Origin of the sequence: Pseudoramibacter faecis, assembly GCF_036289405.1 — a bacterium.
In the GTDB taxonomy this organism is placed as follows: Bacteria; Bacillota; Clostridia; order Eubacteriales; family Eubacteriaceae; genus Pseudoramibacter; species Pseudoramibacter faecis.
The window spans coordinates 38,776-63,728 of sequence record NZ_JAYFFI010000012.1; the positions used below are offsets into that span (position 1 = coordinate 38,776).

Here is a 24,953-nt window from a genome sequence, read left to right on the forward strand (position 1 = left end):
TTGCGTCTGAACCGGCTCACCAATCGTGTTCGTAAAATTCGGCCGACGCCTCGACATCCAGCGTGGTGTAGCCGCTCATCTTGATCGGACGAACCGGGCCGCGCTTCGTCGCCGGAGCGACCTTTGCCGGCGGCACATTCAGTTCTCTCGCGATTAACCCTTCGATGGTCTTGGCGCAGTTGCGTCCCTGGCAAAGTCCCATGCCCGGGCGCAAAATCCGCTTGACCTCGTTGACACTGGTCGCGCCGTTTCTCACCGCTTCGAGCACTTCATTCTTGGTGATCTCTTCGCAGCGGCAGACATATGGTGCTGTCGTCAATGGCCGCCACCATGGCCGGTTCAGCGTCACGAACGGCCTCGCCCGTCATCATATGGTTTTCATCCGTCGCGATGCCGCGCACGAGCATGCCATACCCCTTTGGAACCTTCACTTCGATGACGCTCGTTCGGTCGTTTCGCTTCGTCGTGATGACTTTCAGAACTTCACCATCCGCAATCTTTCGGCCGTCCCGACTGAGGGCGCACACTTTATCCGACTTCTTTGGAATCGGATAATATTCGTAGGGCAGTGTAATCGCATCGTAGTCTTCATGTGTCTGGTCGACCAGAAAAATCGCCTGCCCCGGACATCCTGCAACGCAAAGACCGCAGCCGATGCATTTTTCCGGATCGACCGCCGGCAGATGGGTGATCGGCGTCCCCACCTTGATCGCCCCGTGCGGGCAGAGCACCTCGCAGGGATTGCAGGGAATGTTCTGGGCGCATTCGATCACCACGCATTTTTTGTCGGCCAGGGCCGCCTCGCCCGGATATCCCGGAATGGCGGTGATCTCTTCGAGAGCCAAGTAACCGTCTTTATCTAACATGATTTTCCACCTTCCATTGGTCCATCGCGTTCATAATTGTTTCTTTGCTCTCGGCCCGACCGTCGCCAAAGGGGCCGGTCCGCAGCTGATTGAGCGATTCCCAAATACCGGCTTTATCTGCCGCCGCCTGGGCCGGATCGACTCTCCCGAGAGCTTCTGCAGCGGCCACACCGGCAAGTTTCCCTTCTTCAATGGCCGACGACGACTCCTCGACGCCGGACGCGTCCCCCGCGACATAAATGCCGTCTTTGGTCGTCATCATGTCGTGGTCGTGCATCGGAACACGGCCGCCAAGCCGGCCGCCGTTCGTAAAATCGACGCGCGCCATGGATCCCAGCGCGATGTCCGGACTTAATCCGACCGCGATGCCGATCGTGTCGCATTCGACGAATTGTTCCGTGCCCGCAATCGGCTTAAATTGAGCATCCACTTCGGCGATGATCGCCCCAACGACACCGCTCTTATCTTTGTTCGGGATGGCTTCAAGCACGGTGTGGCTGGTTAAAATCGGCACACCGGCCCTGCAGACTTTTCCCGAATGCACCGCATAACCCCCGATGATCGGCGCCGCTTCAACGATGCCGACCACATCGGCACCGGACTGCAGCAGCTGATAGGTCACAATGAGGCCGACATTGCCCGAGCCGATCATTAAAATGCGTTTGCCGACCGACACGCGGTTGACGTTGATCATCGTTTGAATGGCGCCAGCCCCCGCCACTCCGGCAGGGTCCAACCGGGAAATGCCAATGGATTTTCTGAAGCCCCTGTCGCCATGATGATCTTTTGTGGATGGACGATTTCGCCTTTTTTGCCATCGACAATGAGGGCGACGCCTTCATCGTTGGGATAAAAGCCGTAAGCTACTGTATTCAGGCTGACATCAACCCCCAGATTTTTGACTTCTTCCAACAATTCATTGCCGATATCAACGCCGCGCACTCCAGCGTGGTGCCGTTTCAATCCGAAAAATTTATGAATCTGCTTAAAATGATCATTTAAATACTTATAATGCAAATAAATTTCGTTTTGATCTGGTGTGTAATAAAAGGCCGGCAGCACCATCGCCGCGTCGCCGCCTGCTTCATAGGCATTTTGCATGAGCTCGAGGACATCCTCCACGCGTTCTCTGGAACAGCCGACAATCACGGACGCCCCGCGGGATTTAATGTATGGAATCATCTCGCGGCAGTACGCTTTGTGCTGTTCAAGAGTGACGCTCTGATATTCACCGGCCGCCATCAAAACGCCGATGCCGCCGATCCCGTTGTCGATCATCCAATCAGCGTGTTTTTTTGCCGTTTCAATATTAAATGTGCCATCTTCATTAAACGGGGTAACCATCGCCGGGAAAACATGTGCATATTTTCTGTTCATTTTTAATCTCCTTTTACTCCGAACTTAGAAAACCTTCGTATCGCTGACAATCCGGCCGGATTGAACGACATGGTCTTATCGCCATATCTTTAATCTATCATTATCATAAAACCGTTTTATCCCGATTGTAAATCGTTTAAATTCATGATAATATAAGATAATCTTATGATGTCTTGCATTATTCAATTTAAATCAAAATAGGGAGAACTCATGAACTTAAATCAATTGGAATACTTCGTTGCTGTGGCAGATTATCAAAGCTTTACCAAAGCAGCAGAGCACTGCTATATCACACAAACAGCGATCACCCAGCAAATCAAGGCTTTGGAAGAACAGCTCAACACAATGCTCATCAATCGGAGCACGCGCCCGGTTTCGCTCACAAATGCCGGAAAAGTTTTTTACCCGGAGGCCAAACGCGTCATGAAATACGCGCGTCTGGCTTTTAAAAAAACAAAAAATCTGGCCACTGGTGAAAGCGGCACCCTGAAAATCGGATTCACCCAAAATTATGAATACTCTGACCTTCCAAATTGGCTCATTTCGTTCCATCGAAAATTCCCCACGATCAATCTGGAGATTTACTGCGACAATTCCGATCAACTAACCTCTGATCTCATCAAAGGGCTTTACGATCTGATTTTCATCTGGGAAAGCACACACATCAATAAAACCGATCAGATCGTTTCAAAACCCGTGACCCGAGTCACATCCTACGTTGTCTGCGATAAAAACCACCCGCTTGCAGAAAGAAATACCCTCAAGCGCAGTGACTTGAAGGGTGAATCGCTTTTGCTCCTGACATCATCCGAGCGCACGTCCATCGAAAAGCAGTACATCAAACTTTATGAAAACGCTGGTTATAAACCAAACATCATTCTAAACAGCACCAACCTTTCCTGCGTACTCATGATGATTGCCTGTGAAGAAGGAATTGCGCTCGTCCCAAACTACTGTATCCAAAATCTCGACCGATTTCCGAATCTCGTTGCGGTTCCATTTATCGATACAGACCTCGATGAAAGTATCATCGCCGCATGGCCGCCACAAAATATGCCGCCGACTTTGCAGCATTTTATTGACGCGCTGGATGATTTTCTACGGCAATAAAAAAGACACCTATCAGGCATAGTTCGTAATAAGGTGTCCGATTTTCTATTTTTGGTCGATCAAATGCTCACCACGGCAGCCAACTGCCGAGATTGCCAATTGCCGTTTTGACGGCCGGTTTTTTATAAGGCATGGGCTTGGCGGCAATGCACCCATTGGCCAACACCGCCCGGGGATGGCCTGTCATCAGACGCTGCCAGGCATCCTTGCCGATCAGCTGCCCGCCGACCGCTGCCGCTTCGGGATAAAGGGCGTAGCCCTCCACCTGATGGGCGTCGCTAGCCATCAGCTGCACCATGTTGTGCTCGAGCATGATCTTAAGCGTCGCCGTCGTCGCGTGATCGTAATAATCCAACAGGCTCAGGTAATTGCCCTGAATCAAGGTGCCCGCCGCCACAAAATCCAAGAGCACATTGGGATCGTCCTGCACAAAGTCATAGCGCTCGGGATGCGCCAAAATCGTTTTTTTTCCCATCTGGTGCAGCCGATGCATAAAGTTCTGAAGGGCCAGTGCCGAGCCGCCCTGACGCGTCGTCTCGATCAGATAATAATCCGTCGCGCCGATGGGCTGAAACTTTCCCACGCCAAAAGCCCGCACCAGATCGTAATCGTAGAGCAACTCGTTGCCGACGATCAGCCTGACAGGCACCTTGTCTTTGAGCAGGGCCGTCTCGATCTCGGCCTTGCGCTGATTGCAAAGCTCCGGTGCGGCCGTATAGCCGCGATACGTCATGTAATGGGGTGTCAGCACCAGCGTGCCGAATCCCAAGGATGCCGCCTTCTTAATCATGGCGAGGCTGTCCGCCAGATTTTGGGCGCCGTCATCCACGCCGTAAAGCACATGATTATGCATATCGATCATCGTCTCACCTCGTTAAATTGATTACCGTCAGGTCGTTGCCGCGCAGGTCAGCACATAAACCGCTGCCGCGCCGCTTGCCTTAAGCGCCGAAGCACAGGCCCGCAGCGTCGCGCCGGTGGTCATCACATCGTCGACGAGCACCAGCCGTTTACCGGCCACCCTTTGATCCGGATTCACCCAAAAGGCCCCGGCCACGTTTTTAAGACGAAAGGCCCGCTCGGCCCCCAGCTGGTGTGGCGTATCTACCGAGCGCCGCAAACCATGCTCCCACACGGGCAGGGAAATATCCGCTTCCCGCAGCGAGGCCGCCGCGCCTTCGGCCAACAAAGCGCTTTGATTGTAGCCCCGGCTGGCCAGCCGGTTGACATGCAACGGCACCGGCACCAAAGCATCGGCCGCGCGCAGCCACGCGCAGCTTGCCGCCGCTTTTCCCATTTCACGCCCGGCCCAAAAGGCCAGCTGCCTCCGCCCGTCAAACTTAAAGCCATACATCAGACGGCTGGCGCTTCGGCCATATACCAGCCAGGTAAAGCCGCCGTCAAAAACCGGGGACGTCTCCCGGCGGCATTCCGGACAAAGCACCGCCACATCGTCCACCAGCACCCGGCCGCAGCTTTTGCACACGCGTTCTGTCGCCCGGTGCAAATCCTCCTCACAACGGCTGCAAAGAAAACGCCGCTCGTCAAAGAGTACTTTCCCGCAAATCGGGCAGCTGTCGTTGTCCGAAAAGACCAGCCGGCTCAGCCAGCGCGCCATTGTTTTTGCCGTTTTCATATTTTCATCGCCTGGTAGCGGGAGATGCGCGCCTTAAGCCCGGTGCGCCGCTCCCGGCTGGATCCCGCGCGGATCATCCGCACAAAGTGATCGAAATGCCCCACGAGAATGATCATGCGCTTGGCCCGGGTCACGCCGGTATAGAGCAGTTTGCGGTTAAGAAACATCGGCGAGCCGCCTACCATCGGCATGATCACCACCGGAAATTCGCTGCCCTGACTTTTGTGCACCGTCATCGCAAAGGCGTGGGTCAGCTCGTCCAGCTGTTCAAAATCGTAGTGCACCCATTTGCCGTCGCTAAAACGCACTGTCACCATCTTGGCCTGTGTACTGATATGCATGATCCGGCCGATGTCGCCGTTATAAATGCCTTCGCCCTCGTCGATGGCCTCTCGGTCTTCCCAGCGCAGCTGATAATTATTGCGCACCTGCATCACCTTGTCGCCCTCGCGAAAGACGGCCGGCCCCAAGGCGCGCTCGTTCTTTTCCGGCCCCGGCGGATTGAGCACCGCCTGTAGTTGCTGATTGAGATGCGCCACACCGGTGATGCCTTTTTTAATGGGCGAAATCACCTGGACATCTCGGTCGCTTTCGATGCCGAGATTGTCCCGCAGCCGCCAGTTCATCAACTCCAAAATGGTCTGAGCGATGCCCTCCTGGGAGCTTTTGCGCATGAACACAAAATCCGAATGATTATCGATCTCCGGCACGATGCCGTCGTTAATCGCCCGCGCGTTCACCGAGATCATGCTCTTTTCGCTTTGGCGGTAAATGTGTTCAAGTCGCACCACCGGCACCGCGCCGCTTTCGATCAAATCAGAAAGTACATTGCCCGGCCCCACCGAGGGCAGCTGATCCGCATCGCCCACGAGAATCAGCCGCGTCCCGATTTTAATCGCCGACAACAGACTGTCCATCAGCGTGATATCGATCATCGAAGCCTCGTCGACAATCAGCGCGTCGGCCTCAATGGGGTTGTCTTCGTTACGCTCAAAACTGGAAAAAGTTTCATCGTCGGAATAGGCGTATTCCAGCAGGCGATGGATGGTCTTGGCCGGCTCCCCGGTGGTTTCGGTCATACGCTTGGCGGCCCGGCCCGTCGGCGCCGCCAGCAGTACCGATTGCCGCATCCCCTTTAAAATGGTTAAAATCCCGTTGATGATGGTAGTCTTGCCGGTGCCCGGTCCGCCGGTGATGATCGCCACCCCCTGGTCAATGGCCGTGCGCACCGCGTTGGCTTGCACCGCATCGAGCTTGATCTGCATCGCCTGCCCGTAATCGCTGACGGCCCGGTCGAGATCGACACCGCTTTTTGGGGGTGCCTCCCTGAAGCCGGCCACCAGCTGGGTGATAATCAGCGCCGTGTGGTCCTCCGCTTCATAAAGCCCCACGGGATAATATACGGTCTGCCCGTCGATCTCATCAGCATGCATTCCGCCGGAGAGCACCAAATCGGCCATGGCTACCTCGATGGCCTCTCGGGACACGCCTAAAAACCGCTCGCTGCTCTCAAAAAGTTCCTCCTCGGTCATATAGGTGTTGCCCTGGGCATAGCACTCCCGCAGGCTTTGCACTACACCGGCACGCACCCGCTTTTCGTTTTCCGCTTCAAAGCCCAGCCGCGCCGCCAGCTGATCCGCCACTTTAAAGCCGATCCCCCGCACATCCTTCACAATGCGATAGGGATCCTCCAGCAAAACACTGACCGTCGCTTCTTTATAGACCGCATAGAGCCTCAGCGCCGTCCGCGAGGAGATGCCGTATTCCTGAAGCTCCATCAAAACATTACGCACTTCCCGCTGTTCTTCGTAGGCTGCCATCATCCGGGCCAGGGTCTTCTTCCCGATGCCGTGCACCGACAGGAGGGCCTCCGGGTGGTGGTCGAGCACGTCCATGGTTTTATCGCCGAAGGTCTGAACGATTTCGAGCGCAGTTTTTTCCCCGATGCCCGGAAGCAGCCCGCTGGATAAATAGCGCACGAGTCCCTCTTCGGAGGTCGGCAGGTCGATGCGATAATTTTCCATCTGGAACTGGCGACCGTAGGTCGGGTGATCCTTCCAGTCGCCTTCCATCGCGAGAAAGATGCCCATCTGCGGCGATTCCATCGTGCCGACCACCGTAACCATCTCGCCGTCCACGTCGAAATCCGCTACGGTGTAGCCGTTCTTCTCGTTATGAAATACAATATGTTCCAGGGAACCTTTGAGCCTGTCCATGCCGACCTCCGTTTCTGTGATTTCATTATACCCAAAGTCACCCGGCGTGTAAATCGCCGGCCGCCCTTCGCCGTGATTATTTCCTTTTGAGAAGCGTTTCATCGCTTGACACCCGATGTCAAAACTTATATACTGTTTAAAAATATTCAGAATCCAACGCAAGAGCAATAATCGTGAGGTTATTGCTCTCTGTGTATCCGGTGGATTCAATCGTTTCCGTATCGTTTTTCCATACATTCCCAAACCCATTTAAGCAAGGAGAAAACATGGCACAATTTTTTGACGAACCGTCCCGCACTTTTAACGAATATCTGCTTGTCCCCGGCTATTCCTCCGCCGAATGCATCCCTGACAACGTCGACCTTAAAACCCCGCTGGTCAAGTTCAAAAAAGACGAAGCGCCGACGCTGTCCATCAATATCCCCATGGTCTCCGCCATCATGCAGTCGGTCTCCGGCGAAAAGATGGCCATCGCCCTCGCCCAGGAAGGCGGCATCTCTTTTATCTACGGTTCCCAGTCCGTCGAGGACGAAGCGGAAATGGTCGCCCGGGTCAAGGCTTATAAAGCCGGCTTCGTTCCCTCCGACACCAACCTCTCCCCGGAAGACACCATGCAGGACTGCCTGGACATCAAGCAGCGCACCGGCCATTCCACCGTCGCCATCACCAGCGACGGCACTGCCAACGGTCAGTTTCTCGGCATTGTCACCAGCCGGGACTACCGCGTCAGCCGCATGGATCCTGCCACCAAAGTCAAAGCATTTATGACCCCCAAGGACAAGGTCGTCTCCGCGCCGGAAGGCACCACCCTCAAAGAAGCCAACAACATCATCTGGGACAACAAACTCAACACCCTGCCGATCATCAACAAAGACGGCTCCCTTGCTTATTTCGTTTTTCGCAAAGATTATTCCGTGCATAAATCTAACCCGCTGGAATTGCTCGATGCCAAGAAGCGCTATCTTGTCGGCGCCGGCATCAATACCCGGGATTATGCCGAACGGGTACCGGCTCTCATCGACGCCGGAGCCGACGTGCTCTGTATCGATTCCTCCGAGGGTTTTTCCGAATGGCAACGCCTGACCCTCGGCTGGATCCGCAAACATTACGGCGACAGCGTCAAGGTCGGAGCCGGCAACGTGGTCGATGCCGAAGGCTTCCGCTTCCTGGCCGAGGCGGGGGCGGACTTCGTCAAAATCGGAATCGGCGGCGGCTCCATCTGCATCACCCGAGAGCAAAAGGGCATCGGCCGCGGCCAGGCCACCGCGGTGATCGAGGTGGCCCGCGCCCGGGATGACTATTACAAAGAAACCGGAGTCTACATCCCCATCTGCTCCGACGGCGGCATCGTGTACGACCATCACATCACTCTGGCTCTGGCCATGGGCGCCGACTTCGTGATGCTCGGCCGCTATTTTTCCCGCTTTGACGAAAGCCCGACCCGAACCGTTACCATCAACGGCAACTACATGAAGGAATACTGGGGCGAGGGCAGCAGCCGCGCCCGCAACTGGCAGCGCTACGACATGGGCGGCAAGAAGGAGCTCTCCTTTGAAGAGGGGGTCGATTCCTACGTGCCCTATGCCGGCAACCTGCACGACAACGTGGCCGGGACGCTCTCCAAGATCCGCTCCACCATGTGCAATTGCGGCGCGCTCAACATTCCCGACTTCCAGCAAAACGCCAAGCTCACCCTGGTCTCCGCCACCAGCATCACCGAGGGCGGCGCTCACGACGTTATCCTCAAGGACACCAACGTTCAGCCCATCCGCTAATTTGTTTTCTGCGGCCCGATAAATCGGGCTTTTTTTGTACGCAAATCAAAAAAGAGATGCTGCCCCGCCTATTATGGGGCAACATCCTTTTGCAGCCTATCTATTTAAGGCTTTTAAAAATTATTTTTTATCGATTTTTTTACGAGAAACTGCGACGATTCCTGCCAATGCGAAAATCGCGTCGTCAATCGGACCGATCGCCAAATCGACCGGCGACACGACGTAAATCACCAATGCCACCAGCAAAATGACCTTCCACTTCTTGTCCATCTCAGCGCTCGTCCTTTTCTGCCTCCTTGCGGATGGTCCCGATTTTCTTATCGCTTCTGGTATCCCGGCCGTCTTTGTTTCGAATCGTGCCCGCCGGCAAATCATTTCTTTTCTCGAAAGTGCCCACGGTGCAATCGCTGCGAACTTTTCTGATTTTCTTCATCGTTAACGCTCCTTTGGCTTATTTATGATATTTTTTATTATAGCTTAAATAACCCTCCCCGCAAGCGTTTTCGCCATTTTTTTGCCCCGCCAAAAACTTTTTCTTCATTATGCCGCTGATAAGCACGCGCTGGAATTTTGTGCAGATAAAAAAGGATCCATTGAAAAATGAATCCCCGGCACCCCGACTGACCTGGTCTTTGCCCCCACACCCGCCAGCTGGAAGCTTAGCTTGATATCATCTCACGCCCCTTCTCTCGCCGCAGCTTCGCAAAATGCAAAGCCGCGCGGCTGGACTTACATCTAGACCGCACCATGATCGTTTTATTTGCTTTTTTGGTTAAACTTACGTGGATCGTTTTGCCTGCGACTGGCTTCGACTTACAACCACAGCTCGGGATAACTTTATTATAGAAAACCGAATGATTTCTGTCAAACGCAAAGGGCAAACATTTTGAAAATGTTTGCCCTTTGCGTTTCTATGCTTCTTTGACGCCTGCAACCGTTTCGGATTCAGCCGCGGCGCGTTCATCCTGAACAATTTTAATCATCAGGGCATTTTCCACCCGGCGTTTTTCGATCTCGCAGGACACGTCATAAGGTTTCATCACCGTGCGGTTAAAGTTCCAGGCATTGGCATGGCAGCCCCCGCCGCAAAAATACCGGCACCAACAATCTTTGCAGGCTTCTTTCCTCAAAAGATTGGCGCCCATAAACGTCTCCTTGATCTGCGGGTTGGTAATGCCGTCGTCTACATTTCCCATGATAAAATCCGCGTTGCCCACAAATTGATGGCAGGGATAAATCGTGCCCTGGGGCGTTACGGCTACGTAGTCCCGGCCGGCGCCGCAGCCCGAAATGCGCTTATACACACAGGGGCCGGCGTCCAGATTCACCATGAAATGATAAAAGAGATAGTCGAGGCCCCTGGCCTCTTTATCGAGATAGGCCAGCGCCAGGCGGTCGTATTCCGCCTTGATCTGATCGATATCTCCCTCGAGGATCGCGTAGTTTTTGGTTTCATCGGTGACCACCGGCTCTACGGAGACCGAGCAAAACCCCTGCTCTGCAAGGAATTCCACATCCTTGCCGAAATCGAGATTGTTTTTGGTGTAGGTTCCGCGGACATAATATTCTTTGCCGCTGGCCTCGCGCAGGGCAGCCATTTTTTTAATATTTTTGATGATAACGTCAAAGGAGCCGCCGCCGCTCACCGTTTTGCGCATCCGATCATTCACGGCCCTGCGCCCGTCGAGGCTGAGCACCACATTGTTCATATTGTCGTCGATCCAGCGCATGTTCTCATCATTCAGCAGCACAGCGTTGGTGGTTATCGTGAAGTTAAAGTGTTTCTCGTGGGCCTTCTCGAGGCTGCGCCCATAGGCCACCAAATCCTTGACAACTCCAAAATTCATCAGCGGCTCTCCGCCGAAAAAGTCCACCTCGAGGTTATGCCGATTTTTGGACTGACTCACCAGAAAATCGAAGGCCTTCTTGCCAACTGAAAGCGGCATCAAATCCCGGTCGCCGTTAAAATCCCCCTGGGAGGCAAAGCAATAGGCACAGCGCAGATTGCAATCGTGAGCCACGTTCAGACACATGGATTTAATCAGATCGTAATTCTGATAGACCATCGGATCGTAATCATCTTTCGCGTAGAGCATGCCACCTGCTTCAAGCTCGGCGATCTCGTCCAAGCCTTCGGCAATTTCCGCAGGATTGTAGCAATTCTGCCATTTGGCAATGATTTCTTCCCGGCCAAGGGCTTTGTAGTCGCCCAACAGGTCGTAGGTCATGCGGTCGACGGAGAGCAGGGTGCCGCTGGCCACATCGAGCACAATATAATAACCGTTGAGATAAAATTGATGAATCATTGGGTTCCTCTTCTCGTTTTAGGGTTTGCCTGGTTAGCGTTATCAAAGGGCGTCGAACATAAAAACAGGCAGACCGGACAAATCCGCATCTGCCTGTTTGGCGCTGACGTCATTCAGATTTTACTGAACGTTTTTGCACTGCTGATTCCCAACGGTGCAGGAAGTTTTGCAAGCTGACTGGCAGGATGTCTGGCATTCGCCGCAGCCTTTGTTCTTCGTGTCACAAAGACGGCCTTTGCTGATAATCTTTATGTGTTTCATGATGATACCCCTTCCTTTGTTCCTCTGTGATGTTTATGCGTTTTTGGATTCCGACGTCGAGTCCGCCGCCTCCGGCTGTTCGGCCGCTGTCTGATCCTGCGATTCGGACGCTTCTGAAATCTCCGGAGTCGCTTTGGCATCTTCTTCCGCTTCTGCGGGCGCTTCGTCTTCTTCCTGCGGCGTAATCACTTTGACAATGGACTGCTTGCGGATCATCGCCTTGTGGAAATCCGGCAAGAGTTCCAAAACGACGTTTTCGTCGTCCAATGCATTAATAATACCATAAAATCCGCCGGCTGTCATGACTTCGTCGCCAATTTTCATATTGGCCAGCATATCATTCACTTTTTTCTGCCGCTTGCTCTGGGGGCGGATCATCACAAAATATAAAAACACGGCCAAGATGATGACCGGCAAAATATTAACCAATGGATTTCCCTGCATTTTCATAAACTCCTATCTTCTCAATTCCATATTGGCAAAAAACCGAGTCGCGCAACTCCAACAATGCATCGTTCCGGATCGCTTCACGAATTTTTTCCATTAGCTTAAGTGTAAAATATAAATTATGATATGTCAACAACCGCGCACCCAATATTTCCTTGCATTTAACCAGATGGCGCAGATAGGCCCGGGTGTGATTGCGGCACACGTAGCAGTCGCATGCCGGATCCAGCGGTGAGAAATCTTCTTGGTGGGCCGCGTTGCGGATAACCTTCTTGCCCTCGGATGTCATGGCGGTGCCGTTTCGCGCGATGCGCGTCTGGAGCACGCAGTCAAACATGTCGATGCCGCGGATCACACCCTCAAACAGCGCGTCCACCGATCCGACCCCCATCAGATAGCGCGGCTTGTGCTCCGGCAGAAGCGGCGTCGTCACGTCGAGCAGATGATACATCTTGTCGTGGCTCTCTCCGACGCTCAATCCTCCGATGGCGTAGCCCGGAAAATTCATGGCCACCAGGTCCGCGACGCTCTTTGCCCGCAGATCGTCGAACATGCCGCCCTGCACAATGCCGAACAGCGCCTGCGCATCCGGGCGTTCGTGGGCCGCCTGGCAGCGCGCCGCCCAGCGCGTCGTCATCTCCATCGACTTTTTCGTGTAGACATAGTCCGCGTCGGCCGGGGCGCATTCGTCAAAGCACATGATGATGTCCGCCCCGATGATGTTTTGCATGTGAATGGATTTTTCCGGCGTCATGAAGTGGCGGGAGCCGTCCAGATGGGAAACGAAATGCACGCCCTCCTCGGTGATCTTGCGCATCGGCCCCAGGGAGAACACCTGAAACCCGCCGGAATCGGTGAGAATCGGCCTGTCCCAATGCATGAAGCGGTGCAGCCCGCCGGCCTTGGCCATGATGTCCTCCCCCGGGCGCAGGTAAAGGTGATAGGTATTGCCCAGAATGATCTGGGCCCCGACAGCATCCAGCTCCTGATTATTCATCGACTTGACCGTGGCCTGGGTGCCCACCGGCATAAAGATCGGCGTTTCGATCTCGCCGTGGTCGGTGATGATGCGGCCGAGCCGCGCGCCGGTGTATTTATCTTTTTTGATCAGTTCGTATCGAAACAAGATAAGGCTCCCCTGCGTTAATACAAAAACATGGCGTCGCCAAAGCTGAAAAAACGATAGCTTTCGTCGATGGCATGCTGATAGGCCGCGAGGATTTTTTCCCGATCGTAAAAGGCAGACACCAACATGAGCAGCGTGGACTCGGGCAGGTGAAAATTGGTGATTAACGCGTCCACCACCTGCCAGTGAAATCCCGGAACAATAAAAATATCCGTGCTGCCGCCGGCCGCCGCGATTTTTCCATCGTGGTCCCGAGCCACACTTTCCAACGTCCGTACCGTCGTCGTCCCTACGGCGATCACCCGGCCGCCGGCCGCTTTGGTCGCCGCAATGGCTTCAGCCGTTTCCTTCGGCACGAGATAACGCTCCGAATGCATGTAATGGTCGAGGATGTTCTCGGCCTTCACCGGGCGGAAGGTGCCGATCCCCACGTGAAGCGTTACCTTGGCGATGCCAATGCCCTTGGCCGCGATGGCGCCGAGCAGCGCATCGGTGAAGTGAAGCCCCGCCGTCGGCGCCGCCGCCGAGCCGTCGTGCTCGGCGTAAACGGTCTGATAGCGGCTCTGATCCTGGAGAGTCTCGTGAATATAGGGCGGAAGGGGCATCGTGCCGATGGCGTCTAAAATCGCCTCGAACACCCCGTCGTATTCGAAGCGGATCACCCGCAGCCCGCCGTCAACGGTTTCCTCAATGGTCCCGCGCAGCACCCGCTCGCCCGCCATATCATAAAAATCCAGCGTCGTTCCCGGCTTTGCCCTGCGCCCGGGCTTCACCATGGTTTTCCAGCGGTGATCGCCGAGCCGCGTCAGCAGCAAAAGCTCCACCTTGGCGCCGGTATCCGCCTTTTGCCCAAAGATGCGCGCCGGCAAGACCTTGGTGTCGTTCATCACCAGAAGGTCGCCGGAATTCAAATAGTCGATAATGTCATGAAAATGCCGGTCCTCAATCGCGTCCGTCGCGCGGCTGATGGCCATCAGCCGGGCGTTGTCCCGCTGTTCGGCCGGCGTCTGAGCGATCAGCCGCTTCGGCAAATCGTAATGAAAATCCTCTGTTCGTAAAGTTTCCAAATAATGTTCCTGCCTTAGTCATCTTCTGTGTTTTCAGCACTGAGCGCCGACAGCGAAATCTGCTGGCCGTCGCCTTTGCCGGTGCGCGGCGCGATACCCAGATGCCGGCACCCCGCCGAGGTGATGATGCGGCCGCTGGGCGTTCGCGACAAAAATCCCAACTGCATCAAATACGGTTCGTAAACTTCCTCAATAGTGCCGGGCTCTTCGCCGATGGCGGCCGCCAGGGTGTTAAGTCCCACCGGGCCGCCGTCAAACTTTTCGGCAATGGTGCGCAGCATCAGCCGGTCGATGTCGTCGAGGCCCTGATCGTCCACTTCAAACAAAGCCAGCGCCCGCCGGGCCGTCGCCAGATCAATGTGGCCGCTGCCCTCGGTTTCGGCGTAGTCCCGCACCCGCTTGAGCAAGCGGTTGGCAATGCGCGGGGTGCCCCGGCTGCGTCGCGCGAGCTCCATGGCGCCGGCCGCGTCCAAGTCGATGTTTAAAATCCGGGCGGAGCGGCGCACGATGGCCGAAAGATCCGCCGCGTCGTAAAGCTCGAGCCGCTGCACCACGCCGAAACGATCGCGCAGCGGCGCCGAGAGCAGCCCCGCCCTGGTGGTCGCGCCCACCAGGGTGAACCGCGGCAGATCCAAGCGCACGCTCTTGGCCCCCGGCCCCTTGCCGATGATGATGTCCAGGGCGAAATCCTCCATCGCCGGGTAAAGCACCTCCTCCACCTGGCGCTGCATCCGGTGAATCTCGTCGATGAAAAGCACGTCCCCGGCTTTCAGCCCCGTCAAAATAGAGGCAAGATCTCCGGGCTTTTCGATGGCTGGCCCCGAAGTGATGCGAATATGGGTGCCCATCTCACCAGCGATGATATTCGCCAGGGTGGTCTTGCCCAACCCCGGCGGGCCGTAAAGCAGCACATGATCGAGGGATTCTCCCCGATTTTTCGCCGCGGCAATAAAAATCCCCATCTGCTTTTTAACTCGGCTCTGCCCGATGTATTCTTCCAGGCTGGTCGGGCGCAGGGAACTTTCGATCTCGATGTCCGGCTTGGTAAATTCAGTTGTGATGATGCGATCTTTCATGTCCGTTCCTCAATCGCTCAGCGGCTCGAGCCGGCCAAGGTCAGCGCCGCCGTAAGCAGCTCCTCGATGGTCATGCCCGGCGCCAGTGTCCGCGCCACCAGATCCGACGCCTCGGCATAGGTGTACCCTAGCCCAAGCAGCCCATTGATGCCTTCGTCGGTCAGATTGTCCGACGCCCGCAGTTTCACCGTGACACCCCCGGCCGAAACAGCCTCATCATCCACCGCGATGTCTTTATATTTGTCCTTGAGCTCTAAGATGATGCGCTCGGCGGTTTTCCTGCCGATACCCGGCGCCCGGGCGATGGCCTTGGCGTCGCCGTTTACAATATGGCGGATGAGCTCGGCCTCGGCAAATTGGGACAATAGCCCCATCGCCGCTTTGGGCCCGATGCCCGAGATACCGATCAGCGTGCCAAAAAGCCCGCGCTCTTCCTCCGTCGCAAAGCCGTAGAGGGTGACGTCGTCCTCGCGAAAGGCCGGATAAAGCAAAAGCGTCAACTTCTCATGCAGCGGCGGCAATTCGGCAATGGTCGTCAGCGACACGTGCACCCGGTAGCCGATGCCGTTGTTCTCAATCACCACGGTGTCGGCCGATTGTGCCTCCAGTTGTCCTTTGATATATTCAAACACGTCGTTCCTCCGTTTGGTTGCGCGATGGCGCAATGGTTTTAGATAGCAAAAAACGCCAAACCATGCTGGTTTAGCGTTCATTTCTTAATGGAGGTGGCACCCAGAATCGAACTGGGGATAAAGGTGTTGCAGACCTGTGCCTTACCGCTTGGCTATGCCACCGCAAGAGATGGAGCGGAAGACGAGATTTGAACTCGCGACCCTCGCCTTGGCAAGGCGATGCTCTACCACTGAGCCACTTCCGCATTCATTAAGTGGTGCCCAGAGGCGGAATCGAACCACCGACACGGGGATTTTCAGTCCCCTGCTCTACCGACTGAGCTATCTGGGCATGGCGACCAGGAAGAGACTCGAACTCTCGACCTCCAGCGTGACAGGCTGGCATTCTAACCAACTGAACTACCTGGCCTTCTGATGGTGGTCGCTACAGGGCTCGAACCTGTGACCCCCTGCTTGTAAGGCAGGTGCTCTCCCAGCTGAGCTAAGCGACCGTGCTGTCATAAAGCACAGGTATTATAATACGATAAAAGACCATTTCTGTCAATTATTTTTTTCGAAAAAATTGCTGTTTATTTTTAGCGTCTGGCACTCTTTTCTTTTAAAAAATTAAGACTACTCTTTATTTTTCCCGTTCTTAATGCAAATGTTTTCAAAACATGTTATACTTTAATTGTAAAAACTCATGAAAGGAGGCATTGTCATGGGTAAAGTAATAACGATTGGCAGAGAGTTCGGCAGCAACGGCCGTGCCATCGCTCAAAAACTTGCCAAAGTATTGAATATTGGGTTTTACGACAAGGAGATCATCCATCTCGCGGCCGAAAAGACCAATCTTTCGGAAGAAATGGTTCAAAAGGCGGATGAAAGCAAGGCCAATCCGTGGTTCTACGAAATCGCCAATTACGATATCGGCCGGGGATACATCTCTGTCGAAACGGTGAACGACGCCGCATTCCGCGCTGAATCGAAGGTTATCAAACAAATCGCTGAAGATGAAAACTGCATCATCGTTGGGCGCTGCGCCGACTATATCCTCCGGGAAAAAACGGACAGCCGGCATATCTTTATCTACGCGCCGCTGAACTTCCGCATTCAGACGGTTTGCAAACGAGATCAGCTTTCGGAGCGGGACGCCGCCAGCGTCGTGAAGAAGATGGACAAGCGCCGTCGTCAATACTACAACTACTACACCGATCGGGACTGGAACGATCTGCGTCAGTATGACATGGCCTTTGATGCTTCCATCTTCAGTGTGCAGGAGGCCGTCGATTTGCTGGCCGCCGTCTATCGTCACTTGTAAATTTTCAGAAACAAAAAACCTCGCAACCCTGTTGCGAGGTTTTTTGTTTTGTCCGATCAGCGCTTCTCAGCGACAAACTGCACCCGGTCGTTGAGGACGCCGCCGGCCAGGAACGTTCCGAAATCATAGATCTTCACATTTTTAAACGCCGGTGCCTTGAGCATTTTAAACACATCTTCCACCGGATAACTGTATTGCGCCTGGGTTTCTTCAAAACGCTCATACAAGCCGTCGTCTCGCTTCACAAAAAAGGACAGATCATAAGTCACCTTCTTCGCCTCCGCATCCGGGCGATTCTCCCAAACGCAAAACACGTTATCGAAATTGTAGACAAAGGTGTTATCCCCGATCACGTTTTTGAATTTTTCCGACGTGTTCATATCGAAGATCAGCATGCCGCCGGGCGCGAGCACCTCGCCGGCACAGATGATAAAATTTTCCACATCCTGCAGCGTCGGCAGGTAATTCACGCTGTCGCAGCAGCAAAAAACCGCGTCAAATGACTCGTCGATGCGAAAATTACTCATATCGCCCTTGAAAAAACGAATGTCCAAACCTGCGGCTCCGACCTTTTCATCCGCCACGGTGAGCATCTCCTCCGACAGATCCACCGCCGTCACATCAAAGCCCCGCTTCGCGAGCTCCAGGGTGATATTGCCGGTGCCGCAGCCGAATTCCAGCACTTTTTTGATCGGCCGCGCCGCGTTGAGGGTGATGCGAAAAAGGTAGTCGGCCCATTCGCTGTAATCAATTTCCTGCATCAGCTCGTCATAAACTTTTGAAAAATCCTCGTACACCTTGCTCTCCTATTCCTGTGTCTGATCCGCGCCGCCAAAGGATCTCGGCACACCGGCGACGATCGCCAGATCCGCCTCGAGGCCGCGCAAAAGCACTTTCTCGTCAAAGCCGAAAGCCGGGGTGTGCAGCTCAGCCGTGAAGCCTTTGGCCTCGCTGTGCGCGCCGATCCCCATGAACAGCGCCGGCAAATGCTTGCCGTAATAGGCAAAGTCCTCGGCGATCATGCGCTTTTTAAAGGGCGCAACATCACCGCCGATAAGCGGCCGCACCGCCTGATACAAGGCCGCGTCGTTGACCACCGGCGGATACATATCGATGAACTTCACATCAATTGTCACGCCGTTCGCCGTCCCGATGCCCGCAGCGATCTCACGGATGCGCCGCTGGATGGTTTGATGCACCCCTTCACCAAAGGAGCGCATCGTGCCCGTCAGCGCCACGTGATCCGCGACGATGTTCATCCGGGTGCCGCCGTCGATGGTGCCCAGATGCACCACGGCCGCGTCCTTGGGATCGAGGCTGCGGGAGGCAATGGTCTGAATGGCGAGCACCAGCTGCGCCGCCGCAACAAGGGCATCCTGTCCCCGATCAGGATGAGCTGCGTGGCTGGCCGTGCCGCGCACATCCAGATAAATTTCCGAGTTCATCGCGATCACCGGCCCCGGTGCGACGGTGATCGTCCCTTCCGGCACATCGGGAAAAAGATGGTAGCCCACGATGGCCCGGGCGCCGGTTCGCTCAAAAATGCCGGAGCGACACACCGGAGCGGCCCCGCCGGGCCCTTCCTCGGCCGGCTGAAAAATCAAAAGCACCGACTGGGCGCGCAGCTCGGGATGATCGTGCAGACATTTAGCCAAAAGCAGCAGCATCGTCATGTGACCGTCGTGACCGCAGGCATGCATCATCCCCGGATGATCTGAGCGAAAGGGCACCGCATCCGGCTCGGTGACCGGCAAGGCGTCCATATCCGCGCGAAAGGCGATGCATCCGCTGTCCTTGCCGTCTGCCGACGGAATCAAAAGGGCGACGCCCGTGTCCACAATGGGCTTTGGCGCGTAGCCCAGCGCTTTCAAATAATCCACAATCCACGCCTGGGTCTTGCGTTCTTCAAAGCCGGCCTCCGGAATGCGGTGCAGCGCCCGCCGAACAGCTACGGCCTCATCGGCATAGTTTTGGGCCACGGCCGCCCAATTGGCTTTCTTCACTGTGTTTACCTCGATTCCAACTCAGATGCTTAACCCAGCAGCCGGCGCTTCATCGCGGCGCGGGCGTTATTTTCGATGGTGTCGTCGAGCGGCGCAAGCTCGGCCACGCCGTATTTGCGGGTGAGGGCCGCAGCCAGCAGTGCGTCGCACACCGCCGGGTTTTTCGGCAGCAGGCAGCCGTGGCTGTAGGTCGCAAAGACGTTTTTATAGCGCGCACCCTCGGTGCCGTCTTCTCCGTTGTTGCCGTGTCCGGCGAGCACCTGCCCCATCGGACGCACGCCGCTGCCCAGCCAGGTTTTGCCGGAGTGATTTTCAAAGCCGACCACCTCGGTGCCCGGCACGTCGTCAAAACTGAAAGCGTAATTACCGATCATGCGCACTTTTTCACCCACGGTGTAAAGATCCAGCGCGCCGATAAAATCGCATTGCTGCCCGTCCCAAGTCTTATAATACCGGCCGAGCATCTGATAGCCGCCGCAGATGGCAAGAAAGGTCTTGCCGTCTTCGACGGCCGCGACGATCTCCGCCGCTTTGCCCGCCGCGAGATCCGGCAGGAGCACCTCCTGTTCGAAGTCCTGGCCGCCGCCAATGAAAAAGAGATCATAATCCACCGCGTGAAGCGTCTCGCCCACCGAGACTCCCGTCACCTCGGCCCCGATGCACCGCCACTCAAGCCGCTTCGTCAGGCACATCACGTTGCCGCGGTCCCCGTAGAGGTTTAAAATATCCGGATAAAGATGACAAATTCGCAGGGTTTTTCTCGTGTTATTCATCGCATCCCTCCTTATTCCCAGAAATTTTTAATGCCGTAAAGCTTCGTGATCTTCGCACGCAGATCCATCATCGCGGTGTAAGTCGGCATGATATACACCGGGTGATCCTGGGCCGCACAGGCCTGCATCAGCGTTTCGTAATCCGGGATCACCTGCATCTTGTCCTCGGGGATCCCCGCGTATTTAAAGCGTAGGGCCATCTCGTCCGCGCGCACGCCAGAAACGTAAAGGGCGGTCAGCTTGTCACCCATAGCGACGATCTGCTCGAAATCCACATCCCAGATCCAACTGATGTCCGTGCCGTCGGCGTCCCGGTCGTTCAAACAGACGACGAACACCGCGGGTTCATCCGTGTTCGTCACAAAATTGAGCGTCTGATTGCAGCCCGCCGGATTTTTGACGAGAATCATGCGCATATCCGTGCCGTCGATCGTGAACTTTTCCATCCGGCCGAAGCCCGCCGCAAAGGCGGAAAGCGAATGCACTACCATCTCGATATCGAAGTGGAGCGCCTTGCCCGCCGCCACCGTGCCGCAGGCGTTATAAATATTGTAGCCGCCGGGCAGGTTAATGGTCGCCGGATAGGTTTGGTCCCCCACCGCGATGGCAACCTCGGAATGGTCGGCATCGCTGACGATAACTTCCGTAACGGCGACGGCCGGCTGCGGCCGGTGATAGCCGCAATGGGGGCAGCGATAGCCCCCGAGATGGCCGTAGGTGGTGTAGTCATAGACGTATTCGTGTTTGCACTTGATGCAATAGGGCGCATCGGAGACCTCGGCCACCCGCTTTTGGTAGATCGGCACGTTAACGCCGTAAAAAATCACCGAGTTTTCAAAATCATCGGCAATGGAAGCCACCAAGGAATCGTCGGCGTTCAGGCACAGGGTCGCGTTCGGACTGTACCCGATGCCGATTTTAATGTTGTCCAGGGTGTGGGTCACCTCACCGTAACGGTCGAGCTGATCCCTAAAAATATTGGTGACCACCACGACCTTGGCGTCCACCATGGTCGAGACTTCTTTAAAGGCCGCCTCATCGCATTCGATCAGCGCGTAATCCTTTTTGCAGCGGCCGCCGAGGGTCGCATTGCTGATAAACTCCGCTGTGATGCCGGAGATCAGGTTCGCCCCGGATTTGTTGCAAAAGAAGGAGGCGCCGGCGTCTGTCAGCGCCTGCTCGATCATCCGGGAGCTGGTGGTTTTGCCGTTGGTCCCCGTCACGATGATGCAGGTCACCCCGCGGGACACCCGCTTCAAGATCTGGTGGTCGAATGTCATCGCCACCCGCCCGGGAAAATCGGTGCCGCCGCGGCCCACGGCGCGCAGCAGCCCTCTGGTCATCTTCGATGCCAGGATGGATAAATAAGCTTTTAATTTCATGCGAATGATTATAACACTTCCCGAAAGATTTTGACAATAGCTAAGCGCCGGCCGTAAAACCGGCCGATAAAAACGCGAACCCATCGGCTCGCGCTTAGATTTTATCCTGCGGTTGATCTTTCGGCGGGATGGGTTCGGGCGGGCGCAAAACCCACGGCTTATGCTCCGGGGTCTGCCGCCAAGCGATTGACCCACCCCTTTGAGCCCAGACGCAGGATAAAGATCAGGCCACGGACGATGAGTTCAATGGCCATGGCCGTCCAAACCCCGACCAAACCGTAATCCCTGACAAGCAGGGCGGCCAGAGAGATGCGAACGCCCCAGATGCTCGCCATCGATATCACGCTCGGGATCAATGTGTCCCCGGCACCCCGAAGCGCCCCCACCGCGACAATGGATGCCCCATAAAAGCCCTCCGCATACAAAACGGCTCGAAGACTTTTTACCGCCAGCTTTCTCACAGCAATCACCGGAGTTAAATACGCCATGATATACGGACAGGCAAAATAAATGAGAAGGCCCAGCAGCATCATGAGTAACGCGCCAAGGGCCACGGTGATCCAGGCAAAGTGTCGGGCAGATTTTTTGTCTCCGGCGCCCTCTGTCCGACCAGTGTCGACGCGGCAGACGCAACGCCAAATCCCGGCATATAACAAACGCTCTCTGCCGTCGTGGCAAACGCATTGGCCGCAATGGCGATCGTCCCCAATGGCGCAATGATCCAGGTCGTCAGGATCATGGCGCCATTAATGAAAATGCGTTCGAGGCAAGCCGGCCAAAAAATTCTGCCGGCCCTTCTCAATCCTTCACTTTTCGAAAAAGATTGCTCCCCCCGCTTGAAGCGAAGGCTTTCTGTTTTGAACCCGCCGTAATAAAGCAAGATTCCCATGATCACAACCCTCGAAAACGCGGTTCCCAGCGCTGCTCCCAACACGCCGAGGCCGGCGCCGGGCAGATAAAAAGCAAGCGCGCCAATGTGGCGCACCCCGCCAGGAAAAATGAGCAGGGCGTTAAAGAGCACATCCAACACGCACATGCTCCCCTCAAAAATGGCCGGAACTTTCATATTGCCGCTGGCCTGCAGTGCGGTTCCGGCCAGACGTTCAAGCTGGATGAAGGGAAGAAATAAAGCATAGACGATAAAGTATTGGCTCGCTCCGGGCGCAACTGCCCCTGATGCGCCGAGCCAAAACGGCAGCTTCACACTGATGGCAAGACCGATTAGCATCAGACCGGCCGAAAAAATCAAATCGGCGGCGGCTCCCAATCGAAAAATGCTCCGAGACTGATTAAAGTGCTTCGCCCCGATTTGGTGCGCAATTTGCACAGTGAAACCATAAACGGCGGCAAAGGTCAGGCCGTCGATCAACCAGATCACCGGCGAAACTAACCCGATTGCCGCGGAAGCCTCAGCGCCCAGGGCGCCAACCATCGCCGAATCGATATACTGCATGATAATGGCAGTCAGCTGCGCCATCATCGCAGGCAGACTCAGCCTTAAAGCGACGAGGCTTTTTTGCTTCAGCGCGCTTGGCCCGCCGTCCCGAAGCATCCGTGTGACTTTCTGTTTCATTGTCCTCCTTAAAAACGCAGTCCACGCTGCCAAAATATCGAATTTTAATCCCCGGCAACATCAAAAACCCCGCGCAGGTCGGATCATTGCGCGGGGCGCCACACATCGAGATAATCAATCTTATCCTGATTTATCATTTCTGCTCGTATTTTCGGTATTTCCCCGGCGTTTGGCCGGTCCGCTTCTTAAAGCGCTGAATAAAATGACTGGAATCCGGAAAGCCCGTTTTCTGTGCAACCTCCGAAACAGAAAGTCCTGTTTCGTTGAGCAACTCCAGCGCCCGATCCAAACGGTAGTCCATCAAATACTGAATGGGGCTCTTTTTAATCAGCTCCTTAAAGCATCGACAACATTCGGTCACGCTGATATCCGCCATCTCGGCAATTTCCTCCAGCTGAATCGGATGAGCGTAGTTGCTGTGAATATAGGTCAGCATATCGCGAACCCGTTCTTGTTTTTGGGAAAAGCTCTTGGTCGGCGTTTTATAAAATTCGTCGATGTGCTCGATAATCAGATACCAGCATCGAACCAATTTGAGCGAAATGAGATATTCAAAATTCGTTGTCGTCTTGCCCGTAAGCAATGCCGGAAGGGTGTAAAGCTCCCGAATGATTTTTTGATGCCAGGGCTTATCCGTTAAAAGCAGCACCGAGATCGCCACATTGCCCGTTAGAATCAAAACGTTTTTTTGTTCCATTCGGCTCCCCGGAAAAAAGGAGACGAGCTTCTGGGGAAAACTGAACGATAAATAACAGCCGTCGTCTGCCATTTTGGTCGAGATATGCAAGGCATTGCGATTAATGAAAATCGCCTGCCCTTCTTTTAAATGATGGTCAATCCCATTGACCTGCATCGACAGCCATCCTTTGGTAACTAACGTGTATTGCATCTCTTCGTGCCAATGTAAATCGCGGTAGCCGCGCCCTTCCGGCACAATGCCCCGCGGCGTTACGGTATACATCCCCACCGGAAAATCCGGGTCCCGATATCGATTGACTTCCCGCAGCGGCTCTGTCTGTAATCTCGATGACTTCATTTTTATTCTTCCCTATTATAACTTTTTAATAAGCAAACCAGCGAAGACACTCATAAAAACAATTGAATCGAGAAATTAAATATATCCCTCAAAGGGCTTTCTGGCGACGGCAGATTCTACCCAGCGGATCATCGTCGTGAAGTCGTAAACCGGCAGATTGACCGCTGCTGAAATGGCCGCAGCATAAGGCGGCATGTCGCTGCATTCCAGAAGAATGGCGCCAATTTCCGGATTTTGGGCGACCAGTTCCTTGGATGCGGCCACCAATTCATCCCGGACAATGTGGCTGTTCATGGTGTCGCGGTCTCGTGGGATCGCCGAAAATTCTGGCGCTTCTTCCATCGATTTGACCACCAAGATGGACGGATCGTCTACCCCGACACACGAGAGCAGCTCGTCATCGAAGGTCCGGGTCACGGCACAGAGCACGCCGATCTTCTGGCCTTCTTTCAGACCGATTTTGATTATCGGAATCTGGGTGAGGCTCGACGCATAAACCGGCACATCCATTCTTTCGGACAGTTGTTTTTGCCAGCGGCCGAAATACCCGCAGGCACAGATGATTGCCCGCACGCCGTCGGCCTCAAGCTCTTTGCCGACCGCCGTCAAATCTTCGATGATGGTGGGATCTTTGGTGTGCAGTCTCGGAGAATCCACACCCCTAACCTTGACATAGCGCACGGGAAAATCAAAGGTTGTCGCGTTGGCGACATTTCCCGGCACAATCGGGTAGCCGACATCCAGAAGCATGATGCCGATCGAATAACCGGACATCTGCTGGGCCCGGGGCTTCACAGCGTTAAAATCGTCGTTGGCCTCGGTGATATAACCATAATGTCTCATGATGGCCACTTCCTTTCCATTTTCTTATTCCTGAATTTATAATCTAAGTGCAACAAATAAATAATGACTCATAGCCTTGGTATAATGGTGTTTGCAAAGACATCCAATATTCAAGGAGAAACTATGAGTCACTACAAACATCTTACAC

Annotated in this window: 26 protein-coding genes, 5 tRNA genes and 1 pseudogene; 4 read left to right on the forward strand and 28 right to left on the reverse strand. The window is 54.8% G+C overall.

The window, feature by feature from the left end:
* Nucleotides 1–16 precede the first annotated feature (16 nt).
* Genes V3C63_RS08460 through V3C63_RS08475 form a run of 4 tightly spaced genes read right to left on the reverse strand, consistent with a single transcriptional unit; the run spans nt 17 to nt 2,243 of the window.
* The gene (locus tag V3C63_RS08460; protein ID WP_329887360.1) at nt 17–319 is read right to left on the reverse strand and encodes a (2Fe-2S)-binding protein; all 303 of its coding nucleotides are present in this window, start codon (nt 317–319) and stop codon (nt 17–19) included.
* The gene (locus V3C63_RS08465; RefSeq protein ID WP_329887361.1) at nt 270–866 is read right to left on the reverse strand and encodes a 4Fe-4S dicluster domain-containing protein; all 597 of its coding nucleotides are present in this window, start codon (nt 864–866) and stop codon (nt 270–272) included. Before V3C63_RS08465 ends, V3C63_RS08460 begins: the two co-directional genes overlap by 50 nt.
* Complete coding sequence (locus V3C63_RS08470) at nt 856–1,560, reverse strand: FAD-dependent oxidoreductase (protein WP_329887362.1); 705 nt, start codon at nt 1,558–1,560, stop codon at nt 856–858. Before V3C63_RS08470 ends, V3C63_RS08465 begins: the two co-directional genes overlap by 11 nt.
* On the reverse strand, nt 1,557–2,243 hold the full coding sequence (locus tag V3C63_RS08475; RefSeq protein WP_329887363.1) for a dihydrodipicolinate synthase family protein: 687 nt from the start codon (nt 2,241–2,243) through the stop codon (nt 1,557–1,559). Before V3C63_RS08475 ends, V3C63_RS08470 begins: the two co-directional genes overlap by 4 nt.
* Before the next feature lie 210 nt (nt 2,244–2,453).
* On the opposite strand from V3C63_RS08475, the gene V3C63_RS08480 reads away from it, so the two are divergent.
* Nucleotides 2,454–3,353, forward strand: a complete 900-nt coding sequence (locus V3C63_RS08480; RefSeq protein WP_329887364.1) for a LysR family transcriptional regulator — start codon at nt 2,454–2,456, stop codon at nt 3,351–3,353.
* Between the two features lie 67 nt (nt 3,354–3,420).
* Here the strand turns inward: V3C63_RS08480 and V3C63_RS08485 are convergent, their stop codons facing one another.
* Genes V3C63_RS08485 through recD2 form a run of 3 tightly spaced genes read right to left on the reverse strand, consistent with a single transcriptional unit; the run spans nt 3,421 to nt 7,307 of the window.
* Nucleotides 3,421–4,215, reverse strand: a complete 795-nt coding sequence (locus tag V3C63_RS08485; RefSeq protein ID WP_329887365.1) for a tyrosine-protein phosphatase — start codon at nt 4,213–4,215, stop codon at nt 3,421–3,423.
* 27 nt (nt 4,216–4,242) lie between these two features.
* Nucleotides 4,243–4,989, reverse strand: coding sequence for a ComFC family protein (locus V3C63_RS08490; protein ID WP_329887366.1), 747 nt, complete (start codon nt 4,987–4,989; stop codon nt 4,243–4,245).
* The gene (gene recD2 / locus V3C63_RS08495; RefSeq protein ID WP_329887367.1) at nt 4,986–7,307 is read right to left on the reverse strand and encodes an SF1B family DNA helicase RecD2; all 2,322 of its coding nucleotides are present in this window, start codon (nt 7,305–7,307) and stop codon (nt 4,986–4,988) included. The genes V3C63_RS08490 and recD2 overlap by 4 nt, the downstream gene beginning before the upstream one ends.
* Before the next feature lie 164 nt (nt 7,308–7,471).
* Here recD2 and V3C63_RS08500 point away from each other — a divergent pair, with 164 nt between their 5' ends.
* On the forward strand, nt 7,472–8,980 hold the full coding sequence (locus tag V3C63_RS08500; RefSeq protein WP_329887368.1) for an IMP dehydrogenase: 1,509 nt from the start codon (nt 7,472–7,474) through the stop codon (nt 8,978–8,980).
* Nucleotides 8,981–9,100: 120 nt separating this feature from the next.
* Here the strand turns inward: V3C63_RS08500 and V3C63_RS08505 are convergent, their stop codons facing one another.
* The 3 genes from V3C63_RS08505 to scfB form a co-directional block, all read right to left on the reverse strand.
* On the reverse strand, nt 9,101–9,250 hold the full coding sequence (locus V3C63_RS08505; protein ID WP_329887369.1) for a hypothetical protein: 150 nt from the start codon (nt 9,248–9,250) through the stop codon (nt 9,101–9,103).
* A 1-nt stretch (nt 9,251) separates the two neighbouring features.
* Nucleotides 9,252–9,413, reverse strand: coding sequence for a hypothetical protein (locus V3C63_RS08510; RefSeq protein ID WP_329887370.1), 162 nt, complete (start codon nt 9,411–9,413; stop codon nt 9,252–9,254).
* A 478-nt stretch (nt 9,414–9,891) separates the two neighbouring features.
* The gene (gene scfB, locus V3C63_RS08515) at nt 9,892–11,286 is read right to left on the reverse strand and encodes a thioether cross-link-forming SCIFF peptide maturase (RefSeq protein ID WP_329887371.1); all 1,395 of its coding nucleotides are present in this window, start codon (nt 11,284–11,286) and stop codon (nt 9,892–9,894) included.
* On the opposite strand from scfB, the gene V3C63_RS08520 reads away from it, so the two are divergent.
* On the forward strand, nt 11,278–11,463 hold the full coding sequence (locus V3C63_RS08520; protein WP_329887389.1) for a hypothetical protein: 186 nt from the start codon (nt 11,278–11,280) through the stop codon (nt 11,461–11,463). The two genes, scfB and V3C63_RS08520, sit on opposite strands and share 9 nt — an antisense overlap.
* Here V3C63_RS08520 and scfA read toward each other — a convergent pair.
* From scfA to V3C63_RS08575, 11 genes are all read right to left on the reverse strand, one after another.
* Complete coding sequence (scfA, locus tag V3C63_RS08525) at nt 11,407–11,547, reverse strand: six-cysteine ranthipeptide SCIFF (protein ID WP_329887372.1); 141 nt, start codon at nt 11,545–11,547, stop codon at nt 11,407–11,409. The two genes, V3C63_RS08520 and scfA, sit on opposite strands and share 57 nt — an antisense overlap.
* Nucleotides 11,548–11,580: 33 nt before the next feature.
* A complete protein-coding gene (gene yajC, locus V3C63_RS08530; protein ID WP_329887373.1) occupies nt 11,581–11,991 on the reverse strand; it encodes a preprotein translocase subunit YajC in 411 nt (136 codons plus the stop codon).
* The gene (tgt, locus tag V3C63_RS08535) at nt 11,969–13,120 is read right to left on the reverse strand and encodes a tRNA guanosine(34) transglycosylase Tgt (RefSeq protein ID WP_329887374.1); all 1,152 of its coding nucleotides are present in this window, start codon (nt 13,118–13,120) and stop codon (nt 11,969–11,971) included. The genes yajC and tgt overlap by 23 nt, the downstream gene beginning before the upstream one ends.
* Nucleotides 13,121–13,137: 17 nt before the next feature.
* On the reverse strand, nt 13,138–14,187 hold the full coding sequence (gene queA, locus V3C63_RS08540) for a tRNA preQ1(34) S-adenosylmethionine ribosyltransferase-isomerase QueA (RefSeq protein WP_329887375.1): 1,050 nt from the start codon (nt 14,185–14,187) through the stop codon (nt 13,138–13,140).
* Nucleotides 14,188–14,201: 14 nt separating this feature from the next.
* Complete coding sequence (gene ruvB / locus V3C63_RS08545) at nt 14,202–15,263, reverse strand: Holliday junction branch migration DNA helicase RuvB (protein ID WP_329887376.1); 1,062 nt, start codon at nt 15,261–15,263, stop codon at nt 14,202–14,204.
* Nucleotides 15,264–15,280: 17 nt separating this feature from the next.
* Nucleotides 15,281–15,895 carry a Holliday junction branch migration protein RuvA gene (gene ruvA, locus V3C63_RS08550; protein ID WP_329887377.1) on the reverse strand — a complete coding sequence of 205 codons (615 nt, stop codon included), beginning with the start codon at nt 15,893–15,895 and terminating at the stop codon, nt 15,281–15,283.
* A gap of 88 nt (nt 15,896–15,983) precedes the next feature.
* Nucleotides 15,984–16,057, reverse strand: a tRNA-Cys gene (locus tag V3C63_RS08555).
* Nucleotides 16,058–16,065: 8 nt separating this feature from the next.
* Nucleotides 16,066–16,140, reverse strand: a tRNA-Gly gene (locus V3C63_RS08560).
* Nucleotides 16,141–16,150: 10 nt separating this feature from the next.
* Nucleotides 16,151–16,226: transfer RNA gene (locus tag V3C63_RS08565), tRNA-Phe, on the reverse strand.
* 1 nt (nt 16,227) lies between these two features.
* Nucleotides 16,228–16,304, reverse strand: a tRNA-Asp gene (locus tag V3C63_RS08570).
* A 6-nt stretch (nt 16,305–16,310) separates the two neighbouring features.
* A tRNA-Val gene (locus V3C63_RS08575) sits at nt 16,311–16,386 on the reverse strand.
* A gap of 209 nt (nt 16,387–16,595) precedes the next feature.
* On the opposite strand from V3C63_RS08575, the gene V3C63_RS08580 reads away from it, so the two are divergent.
* The gene (locus V3C63_RS08580; RefSeq protein ID WP_329887378.1) at nt 16,596–17,195 is read left to right on the forward strand and encodes a cytidylate kinase-like family protein; all 600 of its coding nucleotides are present in this window, start codon (nt 16,596–16,598) and stop codon (nt 17,193–17,195) included.
* A 56-nt stretch (nt 17,196–17,251) separates the two neighbouring features.
* Here the strand turns inward: V3C63_RS08580 and V3C63_RS08585 are convergent, their stop codons facing one another.
* From V3C63_RS08585 to V3C63_RS08620, 7 genes and pseudogenes are all read right to left on the reverse strand, one after another.
* On the reverse strand, nt 17,252–17,992 hold the full coding sequence (locus V3C63_RS08585) for a class I SAM-dependent DNA methyltransferase (RefSeq protein ID WP_329887379.1): 741 nt from the start codon (nt 17,990–17,992) through the stop codon (nt 17,252–17,254).
* 9 nt (nt 17,993–18,001) lie between these two features.
* Nucleotides 18,002–19,198: a M20 metallopeptidase family protein gene (locus tag V3C63_RS08590; protein ID WP_329887380.1), complete on the reverse strand. Its 1,197-nt coding sequence runs from the start codon at nt 19,196–19,198 to the stop codon at nt 18,002–18,004.
* 29 nt (nt 19,199–19,227) lie between these two features.
* Nucleotides 19,228–19,971, reverse strand: a complete 744-nt coding sequence (locus V3C63_RS08595) for a type 1 glutamine amidotransferase (protein WP_329887381.1) — start codon at nt 19,969–19,971, stop codon at nt 19,228–19,230.
* 11 nt (nt 19,972–19,982) lie between these two features.
* Nucleotides 19,983–21,353: a MurT ligase domain-containing protein gene (locus V3C63_RS08600; protein WP_329887382.1), complete on the reverse strand. Its 1,371-nt coding sequence runs from the start codon at nt 21,351–21,353 to the stop codon at nt 19,983–19,985.
* A 158-nt stretch (nt 21,354–21,511) separates the two neighbouring features.
* Nucleotides 21,512–22,926, reverse strand: a pseudogene (locus tag V3C63_RS08610) (MATE family efflux transporter).
* A 133-nt stretch (nt 22,927–23,059) separates the two neighbouring features.
* Entirely contained in the window at nt 23,060–23,962 is a 903-nt protein-coding gene (locus tag V3C63_RS08615; protein ID WP_329887385.1) for an AraC family transcriptional regulator, read from the reverse strand.
* Nucleotides 23,963–24,037: 75 nt separating this feature from the next.
* Nucleotides 24,038–24,805, reverse strand: coding sequence for an aspartate/glutamate racemase family protein (locus V3C63_RS08620; protein WP_329887386.1), 768 nt, complete (start codon nt 24,803–24,805; stop codon nt 24,038–24,040).
* Between the last annotated feature and the right edge of the window lie 148 nt (nt 24,806–24,953).